Source organism: Sphingobium sp. B11D3B (assembly GCF_025961735.1).
Lineage (GTDB): Bacteria > Pseudomonadota > Alphaproteobacteria > Sphingomonadales > Sphingomonadaceae > Sphingobium.
Genome location: NZ_JAOQOF010000001.1, coordinates 2,500,139 through 2,516,626 on the forward strand (window position 1 = coordinate 2,500,139; position 16,488 = coordinate 2,516,626).

The window sequence follows — 16,488 nt, forward strand, 5'->3', positions numbered from 1 at the left end:
TTCTCCCCTTCAGGGGAGAGGGTTGGGAGAGGGGAACTGGGATTGGCGGGGGTCAACGACGCAATACCCCTCTCCCCAGCCCTCTCCCCTGAAGGGGAGAGGGAGAAGCAATCGCCCCCATCACGCTGCCGCCTGCAGCGTGCCGGTACGGCAGATCAGCACCCGACCGCCATCGACCTTCACGGGAATCGTCGGCGTGCAGCCCTTGTCCTCACCCTGCGCCTCGCCGGTTGCCAGCGCGATGTTCCAATTGTGCAGCGGGCAGGCGACGCTGTGGCCGTGGACGATGCCCTGGCTCAGCGGGCCGCCCTTGTGCGGGCAGCGGTTGCGCAGGGCAAAGACCTTGTCGTCCCCGGTGCGGAACACGGCGATCTCCCCCGCGCCATCCACGGTGACGGTGCGGCTGCCGCGTACGGGAATTTCGTTCACCCAGCCGATGTCGAGCCAATCGCCGATCATGCCATTTCCTCCGCTTTGACGGGTTTGAACTGCGCCATATGCGCGTGCTGCTCGCGCTCGCCGCCCTCCGCGCGGGCCGCCCAGGGATCGTCCTGACTGAAGCTCTGCGAATAGAGGAAACGCGCGCACAGCGCCTCGCGCCCCACTTCATCCTCGACGATGCGCTGCTTCACATAATCGATGCCGACCCGCTCGACCCAAGGCGCGGTGCGCTCCAGATAGCGGGCTTCCTCGCGGTAGAGCTGGATGTAGGCCGCGCAATAATCGAGCACCTGCTGCTCGGTGGAGACGCGGCAGAGGAGGTCCGTGGCGCGCACATGGATTCCGCCATTGCCCGCCACATGCAGCTCATAGCCCGAGTCCACGCAGACCACGCCAAAATCCTTGATGGTCGCTTCCGCGCAATTGCGGGGACAGCCGGAGACGGCGATCTTGAACTTGTGGGGCATCCACGAGCCCCAGCTCATCTTTTCCAGCCGCACGCCAAGTCCGGTGGAATCCTGCGTGCCGAAGCGGCACCACTCGCTGCCCACGCAAGTCTTCACCGTGCGCAGCGCCTTGCCATAGGCATGGCCCGAGACCATGCCGGCGGCGTTCAGATCGGCCCAGACGGCGGGCAGATCCTCCTTCTTGATGCCGAAAATGTCGAGCCGCTGGCCGCCGGTGACCTTGACCATCGGCGCGTCATATTTCTCGACCACATCGGCGATGGCGCGCAGCTCGCGCGGATTGGTGAGGCCGCCCCACATGCGCGGCACCACCGAATAAGTGCCGTCCTTCTGGATGTTGGCATGGAGGCGCTCATTGACGAAGCGGCTCTGCTGGTCGTCCACATAGTCACCCGGCAGGGCGCAGAGCAGATAATAATTGAGCGCGGGGCGGCAGGAGGCGCAGCCATCCGGCGTGCCCCAGTGCAGCTTCTGCATCACCTCGGGGATCGACCGCATGCCTTGCGCGACGATCTCGCGGCGCACATCGTCATGCGTGAAGCTGGTGCATTTGCACATCGTCTTCGGGCCGGACTGGACATCATCGCCCAGCGTGATTGCCAGCAATGTCTCAACAAGGCCCGTGCAGGAGCCGCAGCTGGCCGAGGCTTTGCAGGTCGCGCGCACGGCATCGAGGCTGTGCGCGCCCTTGGCGATGCAGGAGACGACCTGGCCCTTGGACACGCCGTTGCAGCCGCAAATCTCGGCATCGTCCGAGAGCGCCGCAACGGCCGCCTTAGGGTCCGCCTGCCCACCCCCGGAGGCGAAGGCCTGGCCGAAGATCAGCAGATCGCGCAGGTCCGCGACGCTCTCGCCTTTGCGGAGCAGATCGAAATACCAGCTCCCATCGCCGGTATCCCCATAAAGCACTGCGCCGACGATCCGGTCGTCCTGCAATACGAGGCGCTTATAGACGCCCCGGCTGGCATCGCGCAGCACGATGTCCTCGCAGCCCGCGCCCGCGCCGGAGAAGTCGCCCGCGGAGAAGACATCGATGCCCGAGACCTTGAGCTTGGTGGAGGTGACCGAACCGCGATAGGGGTTCGCCTTGCCGATTAGACCGTCCGCAAGGCTGCGACACATGTCCCACAAGGGCGCGACGAGGCCATAGACCTGCCCGTCATGCTCCACGCACTCGCCGACCGCGAGAATCGCGGGGTCCGAGGTGACCATATGATCGTCCACCTTGATGCCGCGCCCGACCTCCAAACCGGCCTCGCGCGCCAGCGCCACCGAGGGGCGGATGCCGACGGCCATGACGACGAGGCTCGCGGGGATCTCGCGGCCATCTTTCAGGCGCACGCCCTCGACCTTGCCCTGCCCAAAGACTTCAGCGGTATCGGCACCGGTGAGGATGGTCTGCCCGCGCGCCTCCAACGCCGTCTTGAGCAGCCAGCCCGCGGCTTCATCGAGCTGGCGCTCCATGAGCGTGCCGGGCAGGTGCAGAACCGTCACCTTCATGCCGCGCAAGGAAAGCCCGTGCGCGGCCTCCAGCCCGAGCAGACCGCCACCGATCACGATGGCCTCGCCGCCGGCATCGGCTGCGGCGACCATCGTGTCGACATCCTTCATGTCGCGGAAGCTTATGACGCCGGGCAAGTCATGCCCGGGCACGGGGATGATGAACGGGTCCGATCCGGTGGCGATGAGCAGGCGGTCATAAGCGACGACCCGGCCCGAGCGGCTGGTGACGGTGCGCGCGGCACGATCAATGGCGATGACCGGATCGCTCACGATCAGATCGATGCCGTTCTCCCGATACCAGTCGGTCGTGTTGATGACGATCTCGTCAAAGCTCTTCTCACCGGCGAGCACCGGGGAGAGCATGATGCGGTTATAGTTCACATGCGGCTCGGCGCCGAAGATGGTGACGCGGTAGCGCCCGGCATCGCGCGCCAGCAGCTCCTCGACGGCGCGGCAACCGGCCATGCCATTGCCGATCACCACCAGATGTTCGCGCGGCGCAGCGCTGCCGCCCGATGCCCCTTCCGATGGTCCCGCCTCCGGTGCTGCCCCTCCGCCCCGATAATCCTGGAAGTCCATGTGCCTTGCTCCAAAACGAAAAAAAGCCGCCATCCGGGCTCCGGTGTTTGAACCGAAGCCTGGATGGCGGCTTTGCCATCACATCGCGCCCTGACGGCCCATCCGCGGGCCAGTCTCAGCTATGAAATCCGTCGGGCGTCCTTGCCCTTCGCACTGCAACATGGCGCGATTCGCGAGACCGCGCAAGCGATTCCGGCGCGTCATCGTCACAGCGCCCAATCCAGTTGCAGCCACACCTTGCTGGTGTCGGTCCCGAAGCTGTCCGCCGCATAGCGTGCAAAACGCGCAGATACCGTGGCCTTATCACGCTTCACACTGGCGAGGAGATTGATCTCGTCGCCATAATGACGCGCCAGCCGGTCACTCTCGAATCGGTGATAGATGGCCTGCACCGTCACGCCCCGCCGGCCGTAGCTCGCGCCCGCGTAGAGATCGCGCAGGCCATCGGGCGGGGTGGTGAGGAACTTGTCCGCCCACCCCTGAAACTTGAAATTGGTGCCGAGCGGCGTCTGGAAGCTGGTGAACGCGGCGCCGCCGGACGCGCCGAGCACTTCATAACCGGCGTTGAGCTTGAGGGCCGTAACATCCAGCGTCACGTCCGCCAGCCAATAGTCCGCCGCATAATCATTGGGATTGCGGCGATAATCGCTCTGCCGCGCGTAGCTGAGCGCATAGCCGAGCTTCGTGGAGGCCGAGAGCTTGCGCGTCCCCGCGAGCCGGACGCCATAGGTCTGGCTCGACAGCCGATAGCCCTGCACCGCCGCCTCGTCCTGATCGATCAGATAGGCAAAGCCGGTAACGGTGCCGAGCGGCGTTTTGGCCGAGACGTTGGTCAGCACGCTATCGCCGTCGATGCTGCGCGGCCGGGCACCGGCGCCATCCACACCCCAGATGGTGCGTACCTGCCAGACAAAGGCGACATCCGCGCGAACGCCCGGAAGTCCGGTCCATTCCCCGCGCACGGCATCGAAGCTCTGGCCGTTCTGCCGGAAGCCGACCGCGCCGACGAAGCGCTCGTCATCCAGCATGATGCGCTGCCGCCCGGCGGTAAGCGCAAAAGACGGCGTGCGATAGGCAATCTGCGCGCGGGACAGCGCCACATTTTGCGGGTCGGCGATGAGCGGCCGGTTGGCCGCGCCGTTCAACCCGTCAAAGGCATCCCCTGCGAGGCGGAGCGTGCCCTGCCCTTCCACCAGCGCGGAGAGCGGGCCAAAGCTGGCTTGTGCGCCGGCGCGGAGCCGGGCCGTTGCCGCATCGGCTTGGGGCTGGGCCAGCCCGTCCTGATCGACGCTCTCATAGCGCAGGCGCAGCTCAGCGAGCGGCTTGACTGTGAGATCCTGGGCGCAAGCCGGCCCGGCGGCGACCAGCAGGGCCGCCGTGATAGAAAAGTATTTCATGATTTTCCCCCTGATGAGACGGGCGGAGCCACCGGCCCCGCCCCATCGTCACGTCATCAGATGCGCGCGCCGGTCGTCCAGGTCGCGCGCCACTTGCTCTTGACCGCCAGCATCCCCGCGAGCGCCAGAACCGCGAGGCCGGCGAAGATCAGGAAGCCCGAGGAGAAGCTGCCGGTGAGTTGCTTGGCAAACCCGAGCGAGGAGGCCAAGTAGAAGCCGCCCACGCCGCCAGCCATGCCGACCAGTCCGGTCATGATGCCGATTTCCGCCTGGAAGCGCTGCGGCACAAGTTGGAACACCGCGCCATTGCCCGTGCCCAGCGCCAGCATGGCCAGCACGAAGAGACCGAGAGCGGCGGGGAGCGTGGTCGCCATGCTCACCCCGGCAAGGGCCAGCGCGGCGACGAGGAACACCAGCACAAGCGTGTTGATGCCGCCGACCCGATCCGCCAGCGCCCCGCCCATTGGCCGCACCAGTGATCCGGCGAACACGCAGGCCGCCGTGCAATAGCCGGCCATGATCGGGCTGAGCAGGAACTGATCGGTAAAGTAGATGCTGAGCGAGGCGGAAAGTCCCGAGAAACCGCCAAACGTGACGGCATAAAAGCCCATCAGCCACCAGGCGTCCGCCATCTGGAGCGGTTTGAAATATTCGAGGACCTTCTTGGGCGCGGGCTGATTCGGCGCGTCCTTGGCCATCACCATGTAGATCACGAAGACGATCGCGAGCGGAATGCAGGCGAGGCCCAGCACCGCGTTCCAGCCAAAGAGCTTGGCCAGCGTCGGCGCGAACAGCGCGGCGAGGACCGTGCCGGAATTGCCCATACCGGCAAGACCCATCGCCTTGCCCTGATGCTCGGGCGGATACCAGCGGCTAGCCAGTGGCAGCGCGATGGCAAAGCTGGCGCCCGCAAAGCCGAGGATCACACCCAGCGCCAGCGTGCCGCCGAAGCTGTCCACGCCCATCATCCAGGCCGTCAGCAGTCCGACGATGACGATGACCTGGCTGATCGCGCCGGAGAGCTTGGGACCGATCCGGTCCACCAGCAGCCCATTCACGACGCGCAGGATGGCGCCCATCAGCGTGGGCGTTGCGACCATCAGCCCCTTCTGCGCAGCCGACAGGCCCAGCGTGGCGGAGATGTCCGGCGCGAGTGGGCCGAGCATCACCCAGACCATGAAGGCGAGATCGAAATAGAGAAACGAGGCGATCAGCGTCGGCTTGTGGCCCACGCGCCAGAAATTGCTTTTCTCGGATGATGCCGGTGTGGCGCTCATGCCCTGTACGTCACGGATTATCGTTGCCATGTCACGTCCCCTTAGTGACGAAGCCCCTTGATGGGCGGTGAAACGAAAAAAGCCGCTCGGCAGACGATGCGCACAAAAATGCACATGTCTGGCCAGCGGCTTTGCTGCAAAATTTGGGAGGACGCGGCCCGCTCCCTCAATGGAGCGCCTGTCCAAGCGGTCACGCCTCATCGCGTAACGGGGATACTATCTCCCGATTCGGCTCATGTTGCAAGGCACAATTTTGGATGGGGTCGGGGCGCTTCTTGTTGGGCATTTTGCGCGGGAGGCGCGAGGCATGTTGGAGGAATTTCGGGCGGCGGTGCGCTCTCGGCGTGGCCAGGCTGAGGCGGGTAATGCGAGACGGTGCGGGAAGCCAACATCTTACGCCATATCTTCGTCATTCCCGCGAACGCGGGAATCCAGTCAGTCGAGCGGCGCAAAACCAAGGCTGACTGCAAGGTCCTGCCAATCGGGATTGGCTTGCTCGATCAGATCAAGTTTCCAGGCTCTGCGCCACTTCTTGATCTGCTTTTCGCGTAGAATCGCGTGTTCCATCGTCGCGTGCTGCTCGAACCAGACCAGCAGCTTGACTCCATGTTCCGCCGTAAAGCCACCGAAGGTTTCAGTACGGTGCTGAGCCACGCGCTGCATCAGATTGGAGGTCACGCCCAGATAGAGCGTCCCGTTGCGGCGCGACGCCAGCAGGTAGACATAAGGTTCGATGCTGCGCTTCATCGCTAGCTCGCTGCTGGATTCCCGCGTTCGCGGGAATGACGGGGTGAGCGGAAAAGATGACCGCCGCGAAGTCGCTCGCGTCCGACTTCGATCAAGCCGCCCTCACCCCCGCTCGAACCCCGCCAGATACGCCTCGATCTGATCCGGATCGAACTTGCGGCCATCGAAGAACCGGTCCGGCCCCAGCGTGATCGCGCCGCGCGGGGCGCCGATGGGGAGTGGGCTGATGAGGGCGCCTTCCACCTTGCTGCTGGCGCCCGGCATCGGCGCGTCGCTGTCGGCCAGCGCGCGGCGGTAGATGTCCGGGCGGAAGACGGACGCGGCCTTGGCGCGGCTCGCCTCGCTCGGCTTCACCATGCGCCAGCGCACGAACTGGGAGTAGATCCACAGCGCCTGGCTCTGCCAGGGAAAGGGCGTGGCCTCACGGGCGAAGAGCAGGAAGTCGGGCAGGTCGACCGGCGGCTCGCCCTGCCGCGCAACGATGCGCCCGGCCAGCCCACGCTCCACCAGCGCGATTGGCTGATCAAGATAGGCCGGCCCGGCGAGCAGGAAGGCCAGTTCCGCGCGATTGGCGGGATCGTCGCACCAGAGCGCCGCCTTGGCCATGGCGCGCAGCAGCGCATCGACGGCATCCGGATTGGCTTCCATCCAGTCGGTGCGGAAGGTGAGCACCTTTTCGACGCCGCGCTGCCAGAGACGCTCGCTCGCGGCGACGGCTTCGGCAAGCCCAGCCTCGATGGCCGCACTGCCCCATGGCTCTCCCGCCGTGAACCCGTCGATCTCGCCCGCGCGCATCGCCTCGACCATCAAGGAAGGCGGCAGGACGCGCATCACCACGTCGCGGTCCGGGTCGATCCCGGCACTGGCGAGGAAGTAGCGCAGCACAAGAGCATGGCTGGAAAAGCGATGGACGACGCCGATGATCGGCTTGCGATGATGCAGACCGATGGCGGTGGCGAAATCATGCGCGGTCGCCAGCGGATCGTTGAGGCGCGCGGACGTGCCCGGCTCCAGCGCGGCGGAAAAGCCGGGCGCCATGACGATGAGATTGCCATTGACGTTGAGCTTGTAGGGCGCGGAAAGCGCGCAAGGCTGCTGGCTCAAGCCCAGCGTGACCGCCACCGCGAGCGGGGCCAGCATGTGCGCGGCCTGCACCTGGCCGTAGACGAGCCGGTCGCGCAGCGTCGCCCAACTGGTATCGCGCATCAGATCGAGCGCGACGCCCTCGGCCTGCGCGAATCCCTTTTCGCGCGCGGCGACGAGCACGGCGGCATCGGTCAGGCCCAAAAAAGCAATGCGGATCGGCGTCACGGCGTGCCTCCCAGCAGGTCATGCGCGGTAATCAGGGCCGCGGCGATATCGACCATCTTCTTCCCCTGGTTCATCGCGCTGGAGCGGAGCAGCGCATAGGCCTCCGGCTCGCCGAGGCCGCGCTGGGCCATAAGGATGGCCTTGGCGCGGTCGATCGTCTTGCGGTCGGCCAGTTGCGTGCGGGCATCGTCCAGCTCAGCCTGCATCCGGGCGAAGGCATTGAAGCGACGGATCGCCAGATCGAGGATCGGCTTGATCCGCTCCTTGCGCAGCCCGTCCACCACATAGGCCGAGATGCCGGCATCGATCGCGGCCTCGATCATGCTGTCATCCGACTGGTCGACGAACATCGCGATCGGCTTGGCCAGCGCACGGCTGACGGTGAGCATTTCTTCCAGTGTATCGCGGCTGGGGTTGCCGAGGTCCATCAGCACCACGTCCGGCGCCATGCGCTCGAGCCGCGCGACGAAGGCGCCGCGTGGGGGAACGACATGGATGTCGTCATAGCCGGCATCATGCAGCCCTTCCTCAAGGACCGTCGCGCGCGCGCCGCTATCATCGACGATGACGATTCTCATGAGATCTCTCTTCGCACCCGCAGCGCAACTGCGCCAAGCGAAGGGCTGTAGTCAAACATAAAGCCGCGGCGCGGCCTGTAACGGCGAGTGGCTAATGGGGCGGGCTCAAGCTCCACTTCGTGATGGCGTTATGCACGGAGCCGATAAGCCCCATGCGCCACCACACCGTTGCCCTCGTCAGGCCACGCCATAAGTCTCGATAAAAATATCGGGAGACGATGCATGGAGATCAATCCGCTTCATCCGCTGTTTGCAGCGGAACTTATCGGCGCTGACCTTTCCAGCGAGCCGGATCAGGCGCTGGTCGACTTCGTCGAAGAGGCGATGGCGCAACATGCCGTGCTCGTCATCCGCGGGCAATCGCACATCGATGACGCGGATCACATTCGCTTCAGCCGGGCGTTCGGCCCGCTGGAATTGCCGCATGGCACGCGCTCTGATGGCGCCGCTCCCCGCAAGCGGATCAGCCCATTGCTGTACGATGCCTCCAATCTTCGGCTGGACGGAGAGATCATGGCGCCGGACGACAAGGCGGTCGCCAACAACAAGGGCAATGAGCTGTTCCACATGGACAGTTCCTTCCACGCCATGCCAACCAAATGGTCACTCCTGCTCGGCCACAGCGTCACCAGCGAGGGCGGTGAGACGGAGCTGGTCGACACCCGTGCCGTGTACGACGCGCTGCCCGAGGATCTACGGAGCCGTATCGACGGGCGCATTGCCGAGCATAATGTCTGGATCTCGCGCCAGCGCATCGGCTTTGAGGGCACGCTGGCGCTCAAGGAGATGTATCCGGCGGTCACCCATGACATTGTTGGCCTGTCCGCGTCCGGCCGAAAGTGCCTCGTGATCGGCTCGCATGCGGACCATATCATCGGCATGGATGAAGCCGAGGGTCGCGCCTTGCTGGACGCCCTCGTCGCCTTCGCATCCCAGCCGCAATTTATCTACAGCCACCGGTGGCAGCAGGGAGACCTGCTCATCTGGGACAATCGGTGCACCCTGCATCGCGCCCGCCCGTTCGATTACTTCGGTGTGAAGCGCGACCTGCGTCGCTCGACCATTTGTGAATATGGCGAGGAAATGTCAGCGATCGAGGCGCGGCGGACCTGATCAGCGCCGCCGTGGGGGGTCGATATGCACAAGCTGAATAACGGTTATCGCCGCGCCCTCATGGCCGCTGTTCATGAGCGATGATATCCGCCCATCGTTGGATCGACACGCCGCCGGCTCGTCAGCCGCGGCCCACGCGCCAGCCAAGCTACCGCCCAAAGAGCGGCGCTTAGAGTAGCAGCGATTTCAAGGGAGAGTGATATGGGGCTCAAGACGATTTTTGGTTGTTCTGCATCGGCAGCCGTGCTGGCAAGCCTGTGCGTCACGGCGCCTGCCATCGCGCAGGATGCGGCCGAGACGGCCAGAACCGACGGTGACATCGTGGTGACGGCGCGCTTCCGCGAGGAACGCCTGCAGACCGTGCCGATCGCCATCACCGCCGTCACCGGCGACGAACTGGTGGCGCGCGATGCGCGGGACGTGACCGCATTGTCCAACACCACGCCGAACATCTATCTGCGGGAAGGCAGCGCTGCCTTTGGCAAGTCGCTCCAGTCGACCATCCGTGGCATCGGCGAGTCCGACTATCAGTTCACCATCGAGCCTGCGATCGGCGTCTATGTTGACGACGTGTATCACGGCACGGTGTTCGGCGGCGTGCTCGGCCTGCTGGACCTGGAGCGCGCTGAGGTTCTGCGCGGTCCGCAGGGCACGCTGTTCGGCAAGAACTCGCTCGGCGGCGCGCTTCGGCTCGTTTCCAAGCAGGCGACCGGCAGCAACACCGGCTATGTCGAAGCGACCGCAGGCAGCTACGACCGCATGGACGTGCGCGGCGCCTTCGATGCGTCGCTCATCAAGGATCGCGTCTTCCTGCGCGTTTCCGGTGCGTCGCTGAGCCGCGAGGGCTATATGTCCGTGCTGGACTTCGCCTGCGCCAACCCCGGCAGCACCGGCGCGGGCACGGCGCCGCTGTCCTACCTGCTGCGCCAGAGAACGACGGAATCCGGATGTGAGGTCGGCAAGCTCGGCAACATCAACACCAAGGCGGCGCGGGCCTCTCTGCGCGCGCTGGTGAGCGATGATCTCGAAGTGACCGTGACGGGCGATTATTCCCGTGATCATACGGCGCAGAGCGCTTACAAGCTGCTCACCATCAGCCCGACGCTGACGTCATACAATGCCACCATCGGCGTGCCGCTGTACGGGATTCCCTACGACAGCCGCTTCATCACCAACTCGCCCTACACGACCTATGCCGCCTATCAGCCCGGCCGCAACGGTCTGGCCCTGCCCAATGAGAGCAATCTCGATCAGTGGGGCATCACCGGCAAGATCGACTGGAAACTCGGCGAGAATATCAGCCTCACCTCGATCACGGCGTGGCGAAAATATGACGGTTTCTTCGGGCGCGATGGCGATGGCTCGCCGATGGACCTGGGCGGCAGCGCGGAGACTTTGGGCCACCACCAGTTCAGCCAGGAAGTCCGCCTGTCGGGCCTGATGATCGATGACCGGCTGGATTGGACGCTGGGCGGCTATTATTACACCGCCACCGGCAATTATGACAGCTGGGTCTACTTCGCTACGCTCAACCTGACCCAGTTCACCAAGGATATCTCGAAGAGCAAGAACTACTCGGCCTTCGCGCATGTCGCCTTTGCGCTCACCGATCAGCTCAAGCTGAACGGTGGCCTGCGCTACAGCAACGAGAAGAAGGACTATGTGTTCGACCGTCTCTATTACGAGACCGGCACGCGGCCCTTCGCTTACACCACGGCCGATGTCGCCTATGATCGTGTCGACTATCGCGTCGGTCTGGACTTCAAGGCCAGCGAAGACGTGTTCCTTTACGGCGCGGTTTCCAGCGGCTTCCGCTCGGGCGGCTTCAATCCGCGTCCGCTCAGCGCGGCGCAGGTTACTGCGGTGTTGCCGGAAACGGTGACGTCCTACGAACTGGGCGCGAAGCTCAATCTGTTCGATCGCTTGCTGCAGGCCAATTTCGCGGTCTTCCAGACGAACTTCACCAATCGCCAGGTCACCGCCATCGTGCCGGACCTCAACGGTGTCCCCAACTCGCTGCGCACCAATGCAGGTAGCGCCCGCATTCGTGGCGTGGAGGCGGAGGTAACGGCGCGCCCTGCGCAGGGCCTGACCATGAACGGCATGCTCGGCTACAACAAGTTCGACTATACCGATCTCGGTGCGGCAGCAGCGGTTCCGAACGGCCCCTGCCCGACCTGCGAGCCGGTCGGCGCCCCGGCGTTCAACTATGCCGTCGCGGCGCAATATGACATTGACCTGGGTTCCGCCGGCGATGTGAGCCTGCGCGCCGACTGGAACTGGCGCAGCCGCATTTGGTACGATCTGCGCAACACGCTCAGCCAGTCCCAGCCGGGCTATGGCCTGCTTGGGGCGCGGGTGAGCTGGCAGCCGGATGCGAGCGGGCTGACGCTCTCGGCGTCCGTCAGCAACCTGACCGACACCTTCTACTATACCGGCATTGGCCCGACCTCGACGGCCGGCATCCAGGCCACCCCGTCCAGACCGCGCGAGTGGGCCGTCACCGCCCGCTACGAGTTCTGAGCAGACAATGAAAGTTCAGGTCCGGGGCCGTCACAGGCCCCGGATTTGCCTGACCGGCACAACAGCATGGCGACGCATCGCAAAACACGGGTCGCCCGGCATCGATGAGGACCGCTATGGACAATCTCGTTTCCACTCAATGGCTCGCCGAGCAGCTTGGCGCTCCCGATCTCTGCATCGTCGATGCGACGCGGCACCATTTCGAGCCGGAGCGGCAGTCCGCCGCCGAATATGAAGCCGGGCACATTCCGGGCGCGGTGTTTCTCGATCTGCTTCATCTGGTCGATGCCGCCTCCCCCATCGATAATACGATGCCGCAGGCGGAGCAGTTTTCGGCCCGGATGCGCGAGCTGGGCGTTTCTGCCGATCAACGCATCGTCATTTACGATGACAGCGTGGTGAAGACGGCGGCGCGGGCCTGGTTCATGTTCCGCATGTACGGCCTGCCGAATGTTGCCATGCTCGATGGCGGCCTGGCGAAATGGAAGGCCGAGGGGCGGCCGCTCGCCACGGGCATCGAGACGCGGGCGCCGAGCACCTTCACGGCGTCGTTCGATGCGGCGCGCCTGCGTGACAAGGCGGACGTTCTGCGCAACATCGAGGACCAGACCGCCCAGCATATCGACGGCCGCGGCGCTGCCCACTTCAGCGGCGCGGATGAAGACCCCAATCCCGCCGTTGCATCCGGCCATGTCCCCGGCTCGATCAACGTGCCCTTCTGGGATCTGTTCGAGGCGGACGGGACATTCAAGAGCGACGAAACGCTCAGGGGCGTGTTCGCAAACGCCGGCGTAGACCTCTCCAAGCCGATCATCACCAGTTGCGGCGGCGGTGTCGTCGCCTGCGCGCTTGCCCTCGCGCTGGAGCGGATCGGCAAGGAGGATGTCGCGCTTTATGACGGAAGCTGGACGGAATGGGGTGCCGACCCGTCCCTGCCCAAGGCCAAAGGCCCCGCTAAACCTGCTCCCGCCTGAGCGGACGGCAGCAGACTTCCCCTCGAACAAACCCCGCCACGCCCCTCGGCCGGCGAAAGAGAGTGCCATGACCCAGACCAACTCCATCCGCATCTACGACCTCAATCTCGTCACCGGCGCGACGATCAGCCCCTTCTGCTGGCAGGCCAAATATGCCGTGGCCCATAAGGGGCTGGAGGCCGAGATGAGCGAGGGGGGCTTTACCTCGCTCTCGCGCCGCACGGGTGGCCGCACCGATTTCCATCCCGGCATCAGCGATGGCGACACATGGGTGTTCGAGAGCCTGCGCAGCGGCGATTTCGTCGTCGCGGATTATCTCGACCGCGCCTATCCCGACCGCCCGATGCTGTTCCGCAATCCGGACCATCATGACTATGTGAAGTTCCTGGATACCTGGCTGTGGGCCACCGCGATCAAGCCTTGGTTCCAATGCTACATCCTCGACTATCACGATCTCTCCCTGCCGGAAGATCGCCCCTATGTGCGCGAAAGCCGCGAGCGGGATTTTCTGGGCGGACGCACGCTGGAGGACGCGCAGGCCGGACGGGAAGAGCGCCTGCCGCTGGTCGTGCCGCAGCTCGAGCCGCTGCGCGAAGTGCTGCGCGAGCGCAGATGGCTCGGCGGCGAGGCGCCGGACTTTGCCGATTATTCCGCGCTCTCCATCTTCCTGTGGGCCGCCTCCGTCGCGAAGACGCCGCCCCTCCCCGAGGATGATTTCCTGCGCGACTGGTATGAGCGCGGCTGCGATCTGTTCGGCGGCATCGGTCGCCATCCCGGCCTGCATTCCATCTTCGGCCTGAAGATGCCGACCGCCTGAACAAGCCCCGGTCCGTGTACGGCCGGTTCGCCGGCTGTCCGCGCCCATTCGAGACCAACAAGCATGACGATGTGCCAAGCGCGCGGCGGTCCCCGGATCGCCGCCTTTTTCCATGAGCCGAGCTTTACCGTCAGCTATGTCGTGCATGATCCGCTGTCCCGGCAGGCGGCGATCATCGACAGCGTGCTGGATTTCGATCCGGCCTCCGGGCGCACCGCGTTCACCTCGGCCGATGCCATCACGGCGCACGTGCTTGAGGCGGAACTGAGCGTCGCCTGGCACCTGGAAACCCATATCCATGCCGATCATCTCTCCGCAGCGCCCTATCTGCAGGCGAGGCTCGGCGGCCAATTGGCGGTCAGCCGCGCGATCATCACCGTGCAGGCGCTGTTTGGGCAGCTATTCAACGCCGGCAGCGATTTCGCACGGGATGGCTCGCAGTTTGACCGGCTGCTCGAGGATGGTGACAGCCTGCCGCTGGGCAATCTCGACTGCGAGGTTCTGCATGTGCCCGGCCACACCCCCGCCGACCTCGCCTTTCTCATCGGCGACGCCGCCTTTGTCGGCGACACGCTGTTCATGCCGGATTACGGCACGGCCCGCGCGGACTTCCCCGGTGGGGATGCGCGCACCCTGTTCCGCTCGATCCGCCGCCTTCTCGCCCTGCCGGCCGAGACGCGCCTGTTCCTCTGCCATGATTACAAGGCGCCGAGCCGCGATAGCTTCTGTTGGGAGACCACTGTGGCAGCCCAGCGCGCGGCGAACATCCATGTGCGGGACGGCATCGACGAGGAGAGCTTCGTCGCGATGCGCGAGGCCCGCGACAGGTCGCTTGCCATGCCTCAGCTCCTGATGCCGTCCATACAGGTGAACATGCAGGGTGGCCATCTGCCAGCGCCGGAAAGCAATGGCGTGCGCTACCTCAAGCTTCCCATCGACGCCTTTTGAGGACGTTGTTCAGGCAGGTCATTTCTTCGCCGGCAGCTTGAACACGAAGATCGAGTTGCCCGCGCCGGAGGGCAGCGGTGTCTCCGGGAACGCCGCCGCGATGGAGCTTGCCGAAACACTATAGCCGGTGGGGACGACGAGATATTGCTCGCCGTCCAGCTCATAGGTCATCGGCGAGCCGCCGACCGGCGCATTGAGCCGCTGCTGCCAGAGGACCACGCCGGTCTTCTGGTCCCAGGCCTTGACGAAGCGGCCGGCATCGCCGCCGATCACCAGCCCGCCCCCGGTCGCCAGCAGCGAGGATGTCGGGACGGTGCGCTGCCGCGCCTTCCAGCCCTCGACGCTCGGCTTGCGCGCGCCGATATTGATTGCCTCGACCAGTCCCGCATCCGTCACGCCTTCAGGCAAGGTGCGCGGCCCAAACTTCATGGACGCGATGATGTTGCCGGCCGTGAACTTGGTCTGAGTTGCCGAGATGGTATTGCACGCCTCGGTCAGCGGCACGTAGAACTGCCCGGTGAGCGGGCTATAGGCTCCGGCCTGCCACAATTTCCCGCCGGAAATCGAGGTGCAGATATTCACTTCCTCGCCCAGCGCCTTGATGATCATCGCCTCATTGGTATGAACCGTCCCGTCCGGATCGATGCGCGAGACGGAATTCTGGAACACCGTGTCCTTCGACCACAGATATTTTCCCGTGTCGCGATCCAGCGCGAAGAAGATGCCGTTCTTGCCCGCCACGGAGATCATCAGGCGGCGCATCTTGCCGCCCTCCGGCACATCGACCAGCACGCGCTCGAAGGGGCTGTCGAGATCCCAGTTGTCGCGGGGGAGATGCTGGTAATACCATTTGATCTTGCCGGTATCGGCATCGATTGCCAGCGTCGAATTGGTGTAGAGGACGTTGCCCTTGCCGGTGCCGCGGATCAGCTCCGAATAAGGGCCGGGGCCGCCGGTCCCCCAGAAGGTGGTGTTCGTCCGCGGATCGTAGGAGCCGGTTGCCCAGGGCGTGCCGCCCCAGCGATTGGCCGGCGGCACCGCGCCCCAGCTCTTGCCCTGCGCCGGATTGGCGGGATCATCGATGGTGTTGACCCGCCACAGCTCCTTGAGCGTCTCGAAGTCGTGCGCCATGATGTAGCAGCCGCCCGCCGACCCGGCGGTAGAGCAGCCGGAAATCGCCGAGATGATCTTGCCGTTCACGACGAGCGGGCCGACCGTGTAGCTATAGCCCTTGCGGTAATCGAGAGCCTGCACCTCGCGACGGACCTCGCCCGTCCGCGCATCCAATATGATGATGCGCGCATCAACCGTGGTGAGCACCACGCTATCCTCATAGAGCGCGATGGAGTTCTTCTGGCGGCGGCTCTGATAGGCCTGATAGCTCCAGTCGGCGGGAATCTTGGCGAGGGCCGGGCGATATTCCCAGATCAGGTCGCCGGTGCGGGCATCCAGCGCTTGGACGATATTGTTGTTGGTCTGCAGGAAGAGGATGCCGTCATGCATCAGCGGCGCCGTTTCCTGCACGCCCACATCGGCCATCGGCCACGCCCAGACGAGCTGCAACTGGCCGACCGTCTCGCGGTCGATCTGCGCGAGCGGACTGTACCCCTGATTGTCCATCGTACGGCGCCAGGAGAGCCACTCCCCCGCAGGCGGATCGCGCAGCATCTGGTCGGTGACCGGCTCGTAGCGCTCCCTCACGCCTTGCGCGTGGGACGGCATTGAAAGACCCGCCAAGGCCAAAGCGGCCCAGGTCATTGCAGCAAGAGAAGGCTTGCTCATTATAAACTCCATATCTGAGCAACCGGGTGCG

General features: G+C 64.8%; 13 protein-coding genes. 5 read left to right on the forward strand and 8 right to left on the reverse strand.

Features of this window, described 5'->3' with window-relative positions; translation table 11 throughout:
• Positions 1–120: 120 nt before the first annotated feature.
• From nirD to M2333_RS11660, 7 genes are all read right to left on the reverse strand, one after another.
• Positions 121–459 (reverse strand): nitrite reductase small subunit NirD, encoded by a 339-nt coding sequence (gene nirD, locus M2333_RS11630; RefSeq protein ID WP_264574324.1) that lies wholly within the window; start codon positions 457–459, stop codon positions 121–123.
• Positions 456–2,990, reverse strand: coding sequence for a nitrite reductase large subunit NirB (gene nirB, locus M2333_RS11635; RefSeq protein ID WP_264611866.1), 2,535 nt, complete (start codon positions 2,988–2,990; stop codon positions 456–458). The genes nirD and nirB overlap by 4 nt, the downstream gene beginning before the upstream one ends.
• Before the next feature lie 206 nt (positions 2,991–3,196).
• Positions 3,197–4,387: an alginate export family protein gene (locus tag M2333_RS11640; RefSeq protein WP_264611867.1), complete on the reverse strand. Its 1,191-nt coding sequence runs from the start codon at positions 4,385–4,387 to the stop codon at positions 3,197–3,199.
• 56 nt (positions 4,388–4,443) lie between these two features.
• A complete protein-coding gene (locus M2333_RS11645; protein ID WP_264611868.1) occupies positions 4,444–5,694 on the reverse strand; it encodes a nitrate/nitrite transporter in 1,251 nt (416 codons plus the stop codon).
• 405 nt (positions 5,695–6,099) lie between these two features.
• Positions 6,100–6,411 (reverse strand): GIY-YIG nuclease family protein, encoded by a 312-nt coding sequence (locus M2333_RS11650; protein ID WP_264605878.1) that lies wholly within the window; start codon positions 6,409–6,411, stop codon positions 6,100–6,102.
• A 102-nt stretch (positions 6,412–6,513) separates the two neighbouring features.
• Positions 6,514–7,722: a CmpA/NrtA family ABC transporter substrate-binding protein gene (locus M2333_RS11655; RefSeq protein ID WP_264611869.1), complete on the reverse strand. Its 1,209-nt coding sequence runs from the start codon at positions 7,720–7,722 to the stop codon at positions 6,514–6,516.
• Complete coding sequence (locus tag M2333_RS11660; protein ID WP_264578074.1) at positions 7,719–8,300, reverse strand: ANTAR domain-containing response regulator; 582 nt, start codon at positions 8,298–8,300, stop codon at positions 7,719–7,721. The genes M2333_RS11655 and M2333_RS11660 overlap by 4 nt, the downstream gene beginning before the upstream one ends.
• A 222-nt stretch (positions 8,301–8,522) precedes the next feature.
• Between M2333_RS11660 and M2333_RS11665 the strand changes: the two genes are divergently transcribed.
• The 5 genes from M2333_RS11665 (at position 8,523) to M2333_RS11685 (ending at position 14,675) form a co-directional block, all read left to right on the forward strand.
• Positions 8,523–9,413 carry a TauD/TfdA dioxygenase family protein gene (locus M2333_RS11665; protein WP_264584132.1) on the forward strand — a complete coding sequence of 297 codons (891 nt, stop codon included), beginning with the start codon at positions 8,523–8,525 and terminating at the stop codon, positions 9,411–9,413.
• 201 nt (positions 9,414–9,614) lie between these two features.
• Positions 9,615–11,936: a TonB-dependent receptor gene (locus M2333_RS11670; protein ID WP_264611870.1), complete on the forward strand. Its 2,322-nt coding sequence runs from the start codon at positions 9,615–9,617 to the stop codon at positions 11,934–11,936.
• Positions 11,937–12,052: 116 nt separating this feature from the next.
• Entirely contained in the window at positions 12,053–12,910 is an 858-nt protein-coding gene (gene sseA, locus M2333_RS11675) for a 3-mercaptopyruvate sulfurtransferase (RefSeq protein ID WP_264611871.1), read from the forward strand.
• Positions 12,911–12,977: 67 nt separating this feature from the next.
• Entirely contained in the window at positions 12,978–13,727 is a 750-nt protein-coding gene (locus tag M2333_RS11680; protein WP_264611872.1) for a glutathione S-transferase family protein, read from the forward strand.
• Positions 13,728–13,790: 63 nt separating this feature from the next.
• On the forward strand, positions 13,791–14,675 hold the full coding sequence (locus M2333_RS11685) for an MBL fold metallo-hydrolase (RefSeq protein WP_264611873.1): 885 nt from the start codon (positions 13,791–13,793) through the stop codon (positions 14,673–14,675).
• A gap of 18 nt (positions 14,676–14,693) precedes the next feature.
• Here the strand turns inward: M2333_RS11685 and M2333_RS11690 are convergent, their stop codons facing one another.
• A complete protein-coding gene (locus M2333_RS11690; RefSeq protein WP_264611874.1) occupies positions 14,694–16,457 on the reverse strand; it encodes a pyrroloquinoline quinone-dependent dehydrogenase in 1,764 nt (587 codons plus the stop codon).
• Positions 16,458–16,488 lie beyond the last annotated feature (31 nt).